18 protein-coding genes are annotated in these 13,377 nt (G+C 41.1%); 11 read left to right on the plus strand and 7 right to left on the minus strand.

Annotated features, from left to right (window positions below; translation table 11 throughout):
- Positions 1–72 precede the first annotated feature (72 nt).
- Genes NSS80_RS04205 through NSS80_RS04215 form a run of 3 tightly spaced genes read left to right on the plus strand, consistent with a single transcriptional unit; the run spans position 73 to position 1,916 of the window.
- A complete protein-coding gene (locus NSS80_RS04205; RefSeq protein ID WP_317222662.1) occupies positions 73–1,098 on the plus strand; it encodes a zinc-binding alcohol dehydrogenase family protein in 1,026 nt (341 codons plus the stop codon).
- Positions 1,095–1,622 carry a YfiT family bacillithiol transferase gene (locus NSS80_RS04210; RefSeq protein WP_061110586.1) on the plus strand — a complete coding sequence of 176 codons (528 nt, stop codon included), beginning with the start codon at positions 1,095–1,097 and terminating at the stop codon, positions 1,620–1,622. The genes NSS80_RS04205 and NSS80_RS04210 overlap by 4 nt, the downstream gene beginning before the upstream one ends.
- A 12-nt stretch (positions 1,623–1,634) precedes the next feature.
- The gene (locus tag NSS80_RS04215) at positions 1,635–1,916 is read left to right on the plus strand and encodes a hypothetical protein (protein WP_034283749.1); all 282 of its coding nucleotides are present in this window, start codon (positions 1,635–1,637) and stop codon (positions 1,914–1,916) included.
- Between the two features lie 22 nt (positions 1,917–1,938).
- Here NSS80_RS04215 and NSS80_RS04220 read toward each other — a convergent pair whose 3' ends face one another.
- A complete protein-coding gene (locus NSS80_RS04220) occupies positions 1,939–2,418 on the minus strand; it encodes a MarR family transcriptional regulator (protein ID WP_342498427.1) in 480 nt (159 codons plus the stop codon).
- 168 nt (positions 2,419–2,586) lie between these two features.
- On the opposite strand from NSS80_RS04220, the gene mprF reads away from it, so the two are divergent.
- The 3 genes from mprF to NSS80_RS04235 all read left to right on the plus strand — a co-directional run bounded on the left by mprF (position 2,587) and on the right by NSS80_RS04235 (position 6,599).
- Entirely contained in the window at positions 2,587–5,157 is a 2,571-nt protein-coding gene (gene mprF, locus NSS80_RS04225; RefSeq protein ID WP_034283750.1) for a bifunctional lysylphosphatidylglycerol flippase/synthetase MprF, read from the plus strand.
- A 92-nt stretch (positions 5,158–5,249) separates the two neighbouring features.
- The gene (locus NSS80_RS04230) at positions 5,250–5,798 is read left to right on the plus strand and encodes a thioredoxin family protein (protein ID WP_034283751.1); all 549 of its coding nucleotides are present in this window, start codon (positions 5,250–5,252) and stop codon (positions 5,796–5,798) included.
- 333 nt (positions 5,799–6,131) lie between these two features.
- A complete protein-coding gene (locus tag NSS80_RS04235; RefSeq protein ID WP_317222658.1) occupies positions 6,132–6,599 on the plus strand; it encodes a DUF393 domain-containing protein in 468 nt (155 codons plus the stop codon).
- A gap of 36 nt (positions 6,600–6,635) precedes the next feature.
- Here the strand turns inward: NSS80_RS04235 and NSS80_RS04240 are convergent, their stop codons facing one another.
- Complete coding sequence (locus NSS80_RS04240; RefSeq protein WP_070326756.1) at positions 6,636–7,892, minus strand: transcriptional regulator; 1,257 nt, start codon at positions 7,890–7,892, stop codon at positions 6,636–6,638.
- Positions 7,893–8,166: 274 nt separating this feature from the next.
- Here NSS80_RS04240 and NSS80_RS04245 point away from each other — a divergent pair, with 274 nt between their 5' ends.
- Complete coding sequence (locus NSS80_RS04245; protein WP_046314306.1) at positions 8,167–8,754, plus strand: nitroreductase; 588 nt, start codon at positions 8,167–8,169, stop codon at positions 8,752–8,754.
- A 38-nt stretch (positions 8,755–8,792) separates the two neighbouring features.
- On the opposite strand, the gene NSS80_RS04250 is transcribed toward NSS80_RS04245, so the two are convergent.
- The 3 genes from NSS80_RS04250 to NSS80_RS04260 form a co-directional block, all read right to left on the minus strand.
- Complete coding sequence (locus tag NSS80_RS04250) at positions 8,793–8,948, minus strand: YfhD family protein (protein WP_024425223.1); 156 nt, start codon at positions 8,946–8,948, stop codon at positions 8,793–8,795.
- Between the two features lie 61 nt (positions 8,949–9,009).
- Entirely contained in the window at positions 9,010–9,120 is a 111-nt protein-coding gene (locus NSS80_RS04255; protein WP_017358836.1) for a YfhE family protein, read from the minus strand.
- Between the two features lie 52 nt (positions 9,121–9,172).
- Positions 9,173–10,069: a TIGR01777 family oxidoreductase gene (locus NSS80_RS04260; RefSeq protein WP_317222653.1), complete on the minus strand. Its 897-nt coding sequence runs from the start codon at positions 10,067–10,069 to the stop codon at positions 9,173–9,175.
- 94 nt (positions 10,070–10,163) lie between these two features.
- Between NSS80_RS04260 and recX the strand changes: the two genes are divergently transcribed.
- Both recX and NSS80_RS04270 read left to right on the plus strand, forming a co-directional pair.
- Complete coding sequence (gene recX, locus NSS80_RS04265) at positions 10,164–10,955, plus strand: recombination regulator RecX (protein ID WP_252050268.1); 792 nt, start codon at positions 10,164–10,166, stop codon at positions 10,953–10,955.
- A 3-nt stretch (positions 10,956–10,958) separates the two neighbouring features.
- Complete coding sequence (locus tag NSS80_RS04270; protein WP_251232603.1) at positions 10,959–11,273, plus strand: YfhH family protein; 315 nt, start codon at positions 10,959–10,961, stop codon at positions 11,271–11,273.
- Between the two features lie 22 nt (positions 11,274–11,295).
- Here NSS80_RS04270 and NSS80_RS04275 read toward each other — a convergent pair whose 3' ends face one another.
- Both NSS80_RS04275 and NSS80_RS04280 read right to left on the minus strand, forming a co-directional pair.
- On the minus strand, positions 11,296–11,469 hold the full coding sequence (locus NSS80_RS04275) for a YpzG family protein (RefSeq protein WP_008360604.1): 174 nt from the start codon (positions 11,467–11,469) through the stop codon (positions 11,296–11,298).
- Positions 11,470–11,494: 25 nt separating this feature from the next.
- Positions 11,495–11,644, minus strand: coding sequence for a small, acid-soluble spore protein K (locus NSS80_RS04280; RefSeq protein ID WP_003217849.1), 150 nt, complete (start codon positions 11,642–11,644; stop codon positions 11,495–11,497).
- Positions 11,645–11,760: 116 nt separating this feature from the next.
- On the opposite strand from NSS80_RS04280, the gene NSS80_RS04285 reads away from it, so the two are divergent.
- Positions 11,761–12,033 carry a YfhJ family protein gene (locus NSS80_RS04285; RefSeq protein WP_024425219.1) on the plus strand — a complete coding sequence of 91 codons (273 nt, stop codon included), beginning with the start codon at positions 11,761–11,763 and terminating at the stop codon, positions 12,031–12,033.
- A 300-nt stretch (positions 12,034–12,333) separates the two neighbouring features.
- Positions 12,334–13,317: a glycosyltransferase family 2 protein gene (locus NSS80_RS04290; RefSeq protein WP_081124119.1), complete on the plus strand. Its 984-nt coding sequence runs from the start codon at positions 12,334–12,336 to the stop codon at positions 13,315–13,317.
- Positions 13,318–13,377 lie beyond the last annotated feature (60 nt).

Raw genomic sequence — 13,377 nt, forward strand, 5'->3', positions numbered from 1 at the left:
GATCCAGCCATAAACATCAGAAAATTATGATAAAATGTGGAAAGAAAGAATGGAGAAGGGGAGTGCGAACGAGTGAAAGCAGTTGGACTATTGGAGTATTTGCCGATTGAGCATGAGCAAAGCCTGATGAATCAGGAGGTCGAAAAGCCTAAAGCGTCTGGCAGAGATGTACTGGTGAAGGTAGAAGCTGTGTCCGTGAATCCAGTTGATACAAAGGTGAGATCACCGAAGGATCAGAAGGAAGAAAAACTGAAAATACTAGGCTATGATGCAAGCGGTACGGTTGTTGAAGTGGGTGAATCGTGTACATTGTTTCAGCCAGGTGATCACGTATACTATGCGGGAGATATTACGCGTCAAGGCTCGAATAGTGAATACCAGCTTGTGGATGAACGTATTGTGGCGAAAAAGCCTGCCAATCTATCCTTTGCAGAAGCAGCCGCAATGCCTCTTACAACAATTACGGCTTATGAGGCTTTATTTGACCGGATGCATATGAAGCGGAATGCTGAAGGCTCAACCTTGCTGATCATTGGTGGTGCAGGCGGTGTTGGTTCTATCGCCATTCAACTAGCTAAATTAGCGAAGGCAACTGTGATCGCTACCGCATCAAGACCAGAAACAAAAGAGTGGTGTCTGTCATTAGGTGCCGATCATATCATTGATCATCATCAGCCGCTTTTAGCGCAGCTAGAGGAAAAAGGAATCGGCGAAGTGGATTTTATTTTATGCTTAAATGATACAGATGGACATTTCAAAGGCATGGCAGAAGCCATCAAACCGCAAGGAACGATCTGTACCATTGTCGAAAACCAGCACAACCTAGACATTCAATTACTCAAAAATAAAAGTGCGGCATTTGTTTGGGAATTCATGTTCACACGCCCTATGTTTGAAACAGCGGACATGATCAAACAGCATGAGCTTTTGACAGAGGCGGGTGAGTTATTTGAGCAGGGAAAAATAACGCATACTTTAACAAAGGTTCTCAGTCCGATCAATGCTGCTAACTTGAAGCAGGCACATCAAACACTTGAGCAAGGAAAGATGATTGGCAAATTTGTACTTGAAGGATTTGAGAAAGGGGAGAACGTATGACGTCATTACAATATCCGATTGGCTTATATGAACCGGTTGAAACAAAAACGAAAGCACAGCTTGAAGCATGGATTGATCAGCTGGCTGCAATCCCCGAAGAGTATGAAGCGGTGACCGCACCGCTTACAGATGCGCAGCTTGATACACCTTATCGGCCGGGAGGATGGACTGTTCGTCAGCTCATTCACCACGTAGCAGACAGCCATCTGAATGCATACTTACGATTCAAACTTGCTTTGACAGAAGATACACCGGACATACGTCCATATGATCAGGAGGGATTTGCCTCACTTCCTGACAGCAAGGCGCCCATTAGTTTATCCCTGCCTTTGATCAGCAGTCTGCATCGCAGGTGGGTCACTTTACTGCGGGGAATGTCAGAGGATGACTTCAACGCTTCTTATTATCACCCTGCCGATCAACAAACGGTGTCCTTATATAATGCAGCAGGAATGTACGTTTGGCATTCAAAACATCACCTTGCCCATATCACGGAATTAATCAAAAGAAATCAGTGGAATTAAAGGAGTAAACGCATGTCTGGTAGAAGAATTGTCGGCGCCATGTTTATCTGTATGGCGGGATTGTTTTATATAGCGAAATATGTTCTTTTTGAGATACGTTATAGTAACAGCTTAGGCTCAGAAAGAACGATTGAGGAACTTGAACAGCTGCTTCCTGGCGGTACGTGGATCAGCATCTTTTTTCTCATCATTGGCTTAGCCTATCTTTTATGGGATGACAGGGAAGTTCTTCAAAAAAATTTCGTCCTCTCAGATAAACAAGTAGAAGAAATAAAAAAGACGGACCTCAAGTGACCGTCTTTTTTCCTTTTCATATTTAGCCGCGTTCAGGACGCAGTGCTTTTTCTAAGATAGCAAGGCCTTCATTGACTTTTTCTTTTTCCTCGTCATTGAGCCGCTGCAGGGAATTTTTGATTTTTTCGTGTCCTTTTTGATAAATACTTCTGAAAATATTTTTCGCTCCCTCTGTCAGCTCTACGACAATGATTCTCCGGTCACGCTCAGAGTGCTTTCGCACGACAAAGTTAGATTGTTCTAACCTGTCAAGCAGGCCTGTCATATTGGACAAAGAAGCGCCCATTTTTTCAGCGATTTCGGATACTTTGAGAGAGCCATGGTTATTGAGCAGCATGAGCACCTTCATTTGAGGCATACTCATATCAAGCTTCATCCATTCAGAAACATCTCCAAGACCTGCAGCTGTGAGCACTTTCATATAAAGAACCCATGTCTTTTTTTCTTCTGGAGATAGAATCTCTTCTTTTAATACGGTGGTGTCATGAATATTATATTCCACGCTTGTTCACTTCCTTTAAGCGGCTCTTTTTCTTTATATTACTGATTTTTACTTCTAATTGAAAGGTTCGTCAAGCTTTTAAATGTTAAACTGCATGAATCAAGTGGTATTTGTTGTATAATAATGTTCAGTTGAAATAATGAAGCAACCTAGAAAGTTGGGAAAAACATGTGGAACAAAAAAACGGGTATGACGATCTTAAAAATGCTTTTTCCGATCGTCATTATCCTTGTCTTAATCTTCGTTGCGAAGCAGGAGCTGAGCGGACTTTCCATTAAAAAGACGTTTTATATTATTGACAGCTTGAACCGAATGGACTTGTTTATTCTTGTCTTTCTTGGACTTGTCGCGGTTTTATCGATGTCCTTATATGATTTTATTTTACGAAAAAGCCTGAATATGCCGATCAGCGGCTGGAAAACGATACGCATTTCATGGATTGCAAACTCCTTTAACAGTGTTCTTGGATTTGGCGGTCTATCAGGAGCAGGGCTTAGAACGCTTCTCTATAAGGAGTACATAACAGATACGAAAAAATTGCTGAAAGGCATTGCCCTTTTGACTTCCTCTGTCCTTTTGGGCTTATCTATTTTCAGTGATTTGATCTTGGTCAGGGTGCTTCCAGTTGAAAGTATTATCAGCCAGGAGCCGTGGCTATGGGCATTTGTCATTATCTTTGCCTGTATTGTACCGATATATATCGTCATGGCATCCATTCGAAAAAGCTCGATTGAGAGCGGTGAAAATGGACTGAAGCATCCAATTTACGCTTATATCGGGGCATCGTTTTTAGAATGGCTGGCAGCTGGACTTGTCATGTACATGGCTGTCGTCTCTATGGGGATGAATGTCGATGTCCGAATTGTCTTAGGTGTATTTGCGATTGCGTCAATCGGCGGTTTAATCAGTATGGTTCCGGGCGGATTTGGTTCGTTTGACCTTATCTTTTTACTGAGCATGCAATACATTGGTTTTGATAAAGAGATGGTGCTGACAGCGCTCGTCTTGTACCGTTTCGTGTACTCGATTTTCCCGTTTATTTTAGGGCTTTGTCTAGCTGCTTACGATTTAACGGGAACGACGCTTAGACGTCTTGAAGGCAATCCGAAAATGGCACCTGCCATTGAAACAACGAACGTTTTAATTGTTTTGCACCGTGCTTTATTAATCCGTTTATTGTACGGATCTTTATCGATTTTAACCTTTGGAAGCGGCTTGCTTATCATGGCATCTGTTGTGCTTCCAGTCGATCGATTAGGTGTGATTACCAGCATTCCGCGCTTTCTGTTATCAGGATTTAATGGTCTTTCTTTAATGTTCGGAATCATTCTGATGATTTTGTCCATTGAAGTGTATAAAAGAACGAAAAGATCGTACGTGCTGACAATGATCTCCTTAGCAGGCGGTTTTGTGTTTACTTTGTTAAAGGGGTTTAACCTCAGTCTGATCTTTATTTTGCCAGTCATCATGGCTGTGTTTTTCTCTCTTCGAAATCAATTTGTGAAGCAGCAGGCACCTTACTCCTTAAATCAGTTTGTGACGGCTGCCGCTGGTTATTTATTCGTGCTCTTTAACTATAATGTGATTGGCAACTTTATTTGGACAAAAATCGGGCATTTCTTGAGTAAGGATTACTTGGTGCATAATGAACGGCATATCACGATGACAAGCATGATCGCTCTCATCGGTGTACCGCTTTTCTTCTTCATTAGTAAATTGATTTTTAATAAGAAAGCCTTTCCGATTGGAGAAAAAGCAGATGATGAAAAATTAAAAACGTTTTTAGAAGAAAAGGGCGGAAATGCCCTCAGTCATCTTGGCTTTTTAGGCGACAAAAAACTATTTTTCTCAAGTGATGGAGAAGCAATGCTTCAGTTTGGGCGAATTGGCCGCTGCGTCATTGTGCTCGGAGATCCATCTGGACGTGAGGCGTCTTATCCGCTTGTACTTGAAGAGTTTTTACAGGAGACAGAAAAAGCCGGCTACCGCGTCGCTTTTTATCAAGTAGAACGAGAAGGGATGGCTCTTTATCATGACTTAGGATTTCACTTCTTTAAGCTTGGGGAAGAAGCCATGGTCGATTTAGAAACGTTTACTCTGTCAGGTAAGAAAAAATCAAATTTACGAGCTGTGGCGAATAAATTTGAACGAGAAGGCTACACCTTTGAAATGCTGGAACCTCCCTTTTCAAATGAGTTGATCTCCACCTTAAAACAGATCTCTGACAGCTGGCTCGGAAAGAAAAAAGAAAAAGGATTTTCGCTCGGTTATTTTCAAGAAGACTATCTTCAAAAAGCACCGATTGCGATTCTAAAGGATGAGCAAGGGCAGATCATTTCCTTTGTATCATTGATGCCGATGTATCAAGAAGGGGAGATTTCCATCGATTTAATGCGTCATATGCATGATGCACCGAACGGGATGATGGATGCGCTGTTTATCCACCTGTTTCAATGGGCGAAAGAAAGAGGCTACAAATCGTTTAACATGGGAATGGCACCTTTATCGAATGTGGGGACGTTCCATCAGTCCTTTCTCACAGAGCGTTTGGCGAGTGTTATTTTCAACAATGTCAGATACATGTACAGCTTCAGCGGTTTACGGTCATTTAAACAGAAATATAAGCCCGAATGGCGCGGGAAATATTTAGCGTATAAAAAGAATACGTCACTGCCTGTCACAATGGTGCTTGTCACCAAGCTGATCGGGATGGACCCAAATCGAAAGCGGCGTCCATAAACCAAAAGACCTTTACCTTTCACTAGGTGAAGGTTTTTTTAGACAAAAGAATAGCAAAAGTGGTAAAGTTGAAGGGTAAGGGGGATGTTCATATGACATTAAATGAATGGTTTACAAAGGGATTAGCTGAACGTACATATGTACACAACATGGAGAAAAACCGGGAAAATCTGCTCACGGTGTACAACCAGTATGCAATTCATCAAAAAGAAAAAGAGCTGCTTCAAAAGCTGCAAAAGAAAAAGCTCCGAGCGCTTGTCATCACAGCGGATTGGTGTGGAGATGCGATGGTCAATGTCCCGATTTTCATGCGTATTGCAAATGAAGCACTCATTGATGTGCGCTATTTCATTCGGGATGAGAATCTAGACCTGATGGATCAGTATTTAACGAACGGGACCGCAAGATCGATTCCGATTATCGTCATCATTGATCAGGACGGGAATGAAGTGGGCAAATGGGGACCTCGCTCAGCAGAAGCACAGCGCTTTGTCGATGAGAAAAAACCGGACAAAGATGCACCTGATTTTGAAGAAGCTTTTCAAGTATTTGCGAAAGAAGCCGCACATCACTATACGACCGACCGTTACTTATGGAAAGATATTGAGAAAGAAATAGTAGAAGTTTTGGCAAAAATATAAACCAAAAGACTACTTCGCCGCAATGGGAAGTAGTCTTTTTTTATCTTGTTTTTGCGTTTTACCTACAAAACCACCGCATAAAGATGTAGAAAACCGCAGAATTCTATCAAATACCGCAGAAAACCGCAAAGCACCACGATTTTCCCAACCACTTTTAGTTGAAAAACCTCATATATGCCATGAAATCAATGATTTTGCCCTTATCCAAAGGCTCATATAACGCACAACGGTTGGCTTTTTCCCAATACAAGAGGCCCAGCAACTATAGTAATCTAGTTGTAATCTCCTTTGAACGAACTAAAAAAATGACGGAAAAGGACAGGCGATCAATTTATGAAAAAAATCATTTATCTCGATCAAGAAAAAAAGAAGCTCGCTGAATCGAAAAAAAGAGAACAGCGTTCCATTAAATCACTGAGGCTGCTTGTGTTTTATGACGGACAAAGTCCTGCATGTGCAAAAACGATTGATGTGTTAAGATCACTCGATTGGAAAAATCGGATTCACTTTGAATCCTTTAGACACTCGCAGCTGCTCAGGCTGAATAAAATCAGTGAAGAGAAGGCGGAAAAACGAATTGTGTCTATTTCCCTAGCCAAAAATCAAAAAAATTCAGGGATTTATACTTGGCTGCGTATGGCCTGCCATATCCCTGCTTTATGGGGAACGGTCCCATTCATCTTGCTCAGTATTTGGCTTGGCTTTGGACAGCATGCGTACGATTTCTTTGCAAAAAGACGGTATATTCATTCTGTCAAACGGGTGAACCATCATGACACAGATCAACAAGAGACCATTTAATAAATAGAAAAAGCATGACCTTCGATCGGCAGAAGGTCATGCTTTTTTGTAATAGGGAAGATATCCCGCTAAATGATCAAGAAGCTTCTTTGTATAGGACTGATACGTCTGCTCATCAAGCTCAGCACCTGCATAGGTAAGCAAGATTCTAAGAGCAAACAAATATTCACTGTGCAGCTCATTGTGTTCAAAGTAAGGAAGGGCTGCTTCGACCAAATAGGTTTTCAAATCAAGAGGGTTTTCCTCAATCATCAATTTATAGATTTTGATCATATATAAACAGTTTGGCTGAATACGAGGCTGTTTTAACAGCTCGTGTATGTAGGGAAGTGCTTTTTTGCGGTCATATTCAGCATATAGTGTCGCAATCTCATATAGCGTTTCACAGTAACGATCTTCTATCTGTTCTTGATTAAAGTAATTGAGTGAATCTAGTAAATAAGGCACAGCTGAAGAGAAATCACCTTCACGTTTTAAGAGCACCCCGTAATAAAAATAAGCGGACATTTTAATAAAGGCATCAGGGTGAAGGGACGTGTGCAAAATCACTTCCTTTATATATTTCTTCGCAGTTTGATAGGCTTTTAGTTCAAGTGAGATCACGCCGTGAATAAGTGTACAGTGAATAATCCGCTTGAAATTGTTCTTTTGTCTATATAAATCCATCGCTTGATGTGTCGCTTCAAGCGCATCACCCAGCTGTCCCAAGTTTCCAAGTGCTTTTGCATAGTGATAATACAAATCACTTTGTTCAACTGAAGCGTAGGAAAAGCAGCTTTCAAGCTTTTTCAGTCCATCTTCAAGCTGACCAATTTTAATTTGATGAATGCCGTCAAGATATTCAAAAATTTCTTTTTCCGTTTCAATAAAGGTTTTTTCGAATTTTTTGAGCACGCGGTGTGTTTTTAAGGCAAGCGGCTGTTTATCCGTTAGTAAATAAAATTGAAATAAGGACAAATGATACTGAATGCCTAAATCGAGCGAAAAGAACTGCTCCTCGTGCTGAATGATCATTTCTGCATTTTGTTCAGCCTGATCGAGAGCATAGAAATACATATTCATTTGAAACTCATCCAAAAGTGACAGGAGATGACGCGCCTTTTGTGACAGCTTTTCTTGGCTGATGCCAAGCCGTTCAAGCAGCAGATTGATCGTATCTTGATTAGCCTCCTTTGAGCCATTTTCAATTTTACTTAAATGAGAGACAGAACAAATTCCTTCTGCCAATTCAGATTGGGTCATATTTTGTTTATAACGGTAGAGTTTAATGATTTGTCCAATATTGATTTTCATTCCATCCAGAAGCCTCCCTTCCAATCATGGTTGAAAGCCTTTTGACAAAAAAACAAGATCAGACAAAATGGGAATACTTGAAAATCATTTCATCATCTTGGCTTTTTTCTCAAAATTTGTTTAAAACGTAATATGATTGTAACATTACTTGAAAAAGCCAAACAACTATTTAGCAGACGGGGAGAAGAGATACTTGATTTGCAACTGCACGCGATGACGTTTATAATGTGAATGAGAATCAATTTCAATTAAGTTGATTGAAAGGATGACATTTATGCCAGAAATGAAACAACAAACAGAAGCGTTAACGGTTCGAGACGCTGTCAGATATAGACGATCGATTCGAAAATTCAAAGACACACCGGTGACGATTGAGCAGCTTCAGCCGCTATTAGAGGATGCAGTCTATGCACCTAATCATAAAATCACGGAGCCGTGGCGCTTTTTATATGCGGTGACGGATGAAGCCAAAGCGACTTTTGTAGAGCGCTTCATTGCTTTCTTTCAGCGCAACAACCCAGATGCAAAAGAAGAAAAAATCAATCAATACAGAGAATACTTTTCTAAGGTTCCGGCGCTTTTACTTGTCGTGCTAAAAGAAGACGAGAACCCTGTAGTGAGAAATGATGATTTTGCCGCTGTCAGCGCGCTCATTCAAAATCTTCAGCTGCTTGCGTGGGATCAAGGGATCGGTATGGTATGGAAGAGCGGACGTATTTTATACGACAAAGGCTTTCAACAAGACATGGGATTAAAGGAAAACGAACGGTTTGCTGCGATCCTTCATATAGGTTATCCAGAAGAGGTGCCTGAGGAAAAATCACGCCAGAAAGCATCAAGTCTTCTTACTGAAATCAAATAAAAGAAAAGCAGACCGCTGAATAAGGTCTGCTTTTTTACTTATTGTTTTTTGGCGCGCTGATCGGCTGCTTTCATACGTGCCATTGCTTTTACGTCATTCGGATCTGCAAGTTCTTTGGAAAATTCAACATATTCGCCATCCGTCTCTTGTGCCGCGAGCTCGTGGTTGGATTTTTTGTGTTGGTCTTTTTTCAAAGCCTTTCCCTCCTTTACAAGATCACTTTAGTTATGTGCTTGTTGGAGGGGAATATCCGCCTTATTTGTTTCTTTTTTCTGCTGCTCTTTCCGCTTTTTTGAATTCCTGCTGATACAGGACTTCCTGGGTTTTCTTCAGCTTCGAAGTTGGCTGGTGTTCTTTTTTCTTCATCAAAATCGCCCCCTCATCTCATTTCTAATAGGATGGGTGTTTTTGACAACATTTATTCCCCAGATTGCAAAATCGCTTCTTTTAGTTCAGGGTGCAAAAAGTCATAAGAAGAGAGCAGTGCTTTTTTTGGCAGAGCACGCTGGCCTTCTAAAACAAGTAATGACATTTCACCAAGCGCCGTTTTGATCACAAAAGATGGCACCTTCAGCCAATGGGGGCGGTGAAGGGCAGAAGCAATGGTTTGTCCAAGCTGTTTCATTTGAACAGGATTCGGTGATGTCGCATTGAGCGGACCTGACAGGTCGTCATGATGAATCGCATAAGCAATGAGATGTGCCACATCCTCAACATGAACCCATGAAACCCATTGCGAGCCAGAGCCAATTGTCCCGCCGGCAAACAGCTTGTAAGGAAGTGTCATCAGCGGCAGTGTGCCTTTTTCGCCCAACACGACGCCAAAGCGTGTGTAGACCGTACGAATGCCGAGGGCTTCAATCTTTTGTCCCTCAGCCTCCCAAAGCCTTGATGTATGACTTAAGAAATCAGAATCCGCAGGAGGTGATTCCTCCGTAAAATCTCCTGTTTGAGAAGTGCCATAAATCCCAACAGCACTTGCTTGAATCAGTACAGATGGTTTTGATTCCTGCGCTTCTATAATGCGTCTTACCTCTTGTGTTGATTTGAGCCGGCTGGAGAGGATGTCTTCTTTTGCCTTGTCTGTCCAGCGTGTAAAAATGGATTTTCCAGCAAGGTTAATCCATACATCGATGGCAGGCAATTCATGCTCAGGCGCAGCACCTTCGGTCAGCCACTGCACATAATGTAAATGATTTTGTTCGGATTCCTTTGGATTTCTTGTTAAAATATATAGATGATGTCCCTCAGCAGCGAGCACTTTTGTGACATGCTGGCCGATAAAACCGGTTCCTCCGGTAATGGCGATATTCAATTGACATCTCTCCTCTCATATACATACCTATATCTTTCACGATTTTGAATCAGAAGAAACATCCTGACTGTTTTGGAAAAGGAGTGATCACAGGATGCCTTATATTACAAAAATTTCTGCTCAGAAAAACAATACCGAGCGGGTCAACATTTTTCTTGATGAAAAGTACGCCTTTAGCGTTGATTTAGATGTGCTCGTCCAGCACGATTTGAAAAAAGGAAAAGAGCTGGACGAAGCAGATATCATTGAGATTCAATTCGGTGATTCAGTGAAAAAAGGATTTCAGCAGGCCGTTGATTATTTATCCTACCGCATGAGATCAGTGAAAGAAGTCACCGATTATTTAACGAAAAAAGAAATCCCTGCACCTGCTATTAGTGAAATTATACACAAATTAAAGCATTATAAGTATGTAAATGATCTTGAATTTGCAGAAGCCTATGTCAGCACCCACCGGAAAACGAACAGCAAAGGACCGTCCGTCCTAAAAAAAGAATTGAAGCTCAAGGGGATAGACGATGACACGATTGAACAGGCGCTGTCTCAATACCCTGATGACCTACAGCTGGAGGAAGCGGTAAAGCAGGTTCTCAAACTTGTCAAAAAAGAAAAAAATCGTTCTGCAAAAGAGATCGAGCAGCGCATCAAGCTGCAGCTGAAGCGAAAGGGATTTTCGTTTGAGATCATTGATAAAGCCCTTCAAGAAGCCTATGATGGACAAGAAGAGGAAAAGGAAGAAGAAGCCCTCCTTTATATGCTGGAGAAGGCAAAACGCAAGGTAGGATATGACGGATCATTTGAAAAGAAGATGAAGGTGAAGCAATTTTTATTCAGAAAAGGCTTTGATCTCGATACAATTGATCACGTTTTAGACAAAGGGGATTGACAGATGGAAAAACGCTATAGTGAGATGACAGAATATGAATTGAAGCAGGAGATTGCCGCCCTTTCTGAAAAAGCACGAAAGGCTGAGCAGCTTGGCATTGTGAATGAATATGCAGTTTTAGAACGGAAAATCGATATGGCGAAAGCCTATTTATTAGATCCAGCCTTGATTCAAACGAAAACAACTTATCAAATCAAAGACACAGACGAAGAGTTTTATGTAGAATATCTAAATGGCGTTTTTGCGTGGGGATACAGAGTATCGGCTCCAAATCAGGAAGATGCCCTGCCGATTTCAATGCTGACGCAAAAGGACTGATCCAAGTGATCAGTCCTTTTCTTTACTTCGAACGCTGTTTACGGACGTTGTTCTGAAGTACGATGTCGTGCTGCGTTTGCTGCGTTTCTCCGTTGACCTGAGAGGCAGAATGCTTTGCATTTGCCCATGGTTGAGGGTAAGCGGTTGTCCTTAATTGAACAAAGTCTGCCATATACGATTTCCCATTTGAACTCATATCTCAAGCACTCCCTTTGGAAAAATTAGCGTTTCCCTGATGCCCTCATACGTTCCTGTGGACGTGTATTTGTTTCACCATTCGGCCGTTTAGACGCATAAGCATCTGTAGCGCCTGGTTCGCCTTCAAACTTGTGATTTACCTGATTTGGAAAGCCTTTTGCTTTATTACGCATATCGATTCCCTCCAAACAATACAAATCATTTGCGTCTTTTGAAGACGTAAGGGTAGTATATGAAAAAAGAAGTTTTTTTAAAAAGGCACTTTCTGCTAGATGAAGGAGGAACAGGCATGGAACAATACTTTGAGCGACTAACAGAACAACTTATGGAAAAAAACAATATGCTGACATATGACGAAGCACGTACATGGGTAGAGCTGCTTTGGAGTGATTTTGAAACGACCTATGCAAAGGCTGGCCGTAAGTATAAAGGACAGGAAACAACAGAACGAATTGTCCAAGAGTGGATCGAGAGCTACGGAGCGCAGCTGCATTTATTTCAAAATAAACAATCAAAGGCAAACGAGCATCTGCAACAAAACAATCGAGGGCTGCTTCACTAAAAAGGCTGCCCTTTCACTTCCATTCATTTTTTTCAATAAATAGGAAAATATATAAATGAACAAACAATTTTATGAAACAATACCCAGTCTGTGATCAAAATTACAGGCTTTTTACAATGATTAAACTTAAAATTACATTAAATTCATCCTGCTGAAAATCAATGGAAATAAAACTCTGATATAATGAAACGATTAAAGAGACATGTAATTTATGGATAATAAAAAAGGGTTTCGTTTTCTGACAAAAAAGGAATAATGAACATATCAGACTATGTGAAAAAAGTGAAGAGAAGGTGCGATATGGAACGGGAACTGCTCTCTGTTATAATTCCTTCTTACAATGAAGGTGAAAACATCAGACGAATCTTTGAGGCACTCGAGGAAGAGTTTCGCGATTTTCATTATGACTTTGAAATCATCTTTGTGAATGATGGAAGCAAAGACAACACGCTTCAATACATGAGAGAGCTCTCTCGAAAAAGTGCAAAGGTTAAATATATTTCCTTTTCGCGTAACTTTGGAAAGGAAGCCGCTATTTTGGCAGGTCTTGAACATGCAAAAGGAGCAGCTGCGATTATTATGGACGCCGATCTGCAGCACCCGACGTATTTAATTCAGGACTTTGTCAGGGGATATGAAGAAGGCTATCATCAAGTCATTGCCAAACGAAATCGTAAAGGTGACAGCAAGCTGCGCTCTTACCTGTCATCCATGTACTATAAGGTGATGAACAAGGTAGTAGAAGTGGACTTGCGTGATGGCGTCGGGGATTTCCGTTTAATTTCACGCCAAGCCATCGATGCATTGCTTCAGCTGAAAGAGGGGAATCGTTTTTCAAAAGGGCTTTTTTGCTGGATTGGGTTTGAAGAAAAAGTTATCTATTATGAAAATGTAGAAAGACAGCATGGTGATACAAAATGGTCACTGAAGAAATTATTTAACTATGGCATAGATGGCGTCATTTCCTTTAACAACCGCCCGCTGCGGATTTGTTTTTATACTGGCATACTGATCTTATTTCTCTCATTGATTTACATCGTGGCCACCTTTATTCAAATTGTCAGAACGGGCGTGATGGTACCTGGTTATTTCACTTTAATATCGGCTGTGCTGTTCCTCGGAGGTGTCCAGCTTTTGAGTCTAGGTGTGATTGGAGAATATATTGGCCGTATCTATTATGAAACGAAAAAGAGGCCGCATTATTTAATCCAGGAATCAAATGTGATGGAACAAGAGACAAGCTCAAAGGAACAAGACCGAGTGTTAACACAGTTATTTAAATAACGTGGAGTCAAATAACCGGCAAGCACGAATCGCTTGCTGGGTTGTTTTGTTTCAAAGAAA

This window comes from Bacillus sp. FSL M8-0350 (assembly GCF_038593345.1).
Taxonomy (GTDB): Bacteria; Bacillota; Bacilli; order Bacillales; family Bacillaceae; genus Bacillus; species Bacillus safensis.

Bases quoted from the DNA above. Each gene is read 5' to 3' on its own strand.
- NSS80_RS04210 (WP_061110586.1), top strand. From the start codon at position 1,095: ATGACGTCATTACAATATCCGATTGGCTTATATGAACCGGTTGAAACA.
- NSS80_RS04215 (WP_034283749.1), top strand. From the start codon at position 1,635: ATGTCTGGTAGAAGAATTGTCGGCGCCATGTTTATCTGTATGGCGGGA.
- mprF (WP_034283750.1), top strand. From the start codon at position 2,587: ATGTGGAACAAAAAAACGGGTATGACGATCTTAAAAATGCTTTTTCCG.
- NSS80_RS04230 (WP_034283751.1), top strand. From the start codon at position 5,250: ATGACATTAAATGAATGGTTTACAAAGGGATTAGCTGAACGTACATAT.
- NSS80_RS04235 (WP_317222658.1), top strand. From the start codon at position 6,132: ATGAAAAAAATCATTTATCTCGATCAAGAAAAAAAGAAGCTCGCTGAA.
- NSS80_RS04240 (WP_070326756.1), bottom strand. From the start codon at position 7,892: ATGAAAATCAATATTGGACAAATCATTAAACTCTACCGTTATAAACAA.
- NSS80_RS04245 (WP_046314306.1), top strand. From the start codon at position 8,167: ATGCCAGAAATGAAACAACAAACAGAAGCGTTAACGGTTCGAGACGCT.
- NSS80_RS04255 (WP_017358836.1), bottom strand. From the start codon at position 9,120: ATGAAGAAAAAAGAACACCAGCCAACTTCGAAGCTGAAGAAAACCCAG.
- recX (WP_252050268.1), top strand. From the start codon at position 10,164: ATGCCTTATATTACAAAAATTTCTGCTCAGAAAAACAATACCGAGCGG.
- NSS80_RS04270 (WP_251232603.1), top strand. From the start codon at position 10,959: ATGGAAAAACGCTATAGTGAGATGACAGAATATGAATTGAAGCAGGAG.
- NSS80_RS04275 (WP_008360604.1), bottom strand. From the start codon at position 11,469: ATGAGTTCAAATGGGAAATCGTATATGGCAGACTTTGTTCAATTAAGG.
- NSS80_RS04280 (WP_003217849.1), bottom strand. From the start codon at position 11,644: ATGCGTAATAAAGCAAAAGGCTTTCCAAATCAGGTAAATCACAAGTTT.
- NSS80_RS04285 (WP_024425219.1), top strand. From the start codon at position 11,761: ATGGAACAATACTTTGAGCGACTAACAGAACAACTTATGGAAAAAAAC.
- NSS80_RS04290 (WP_081124119.1), top strand. From the start codon at position 12,334: ATGGAACGGGAACTGCTCTCTGTTATAATTCCTTCTTACAATGAAGGT.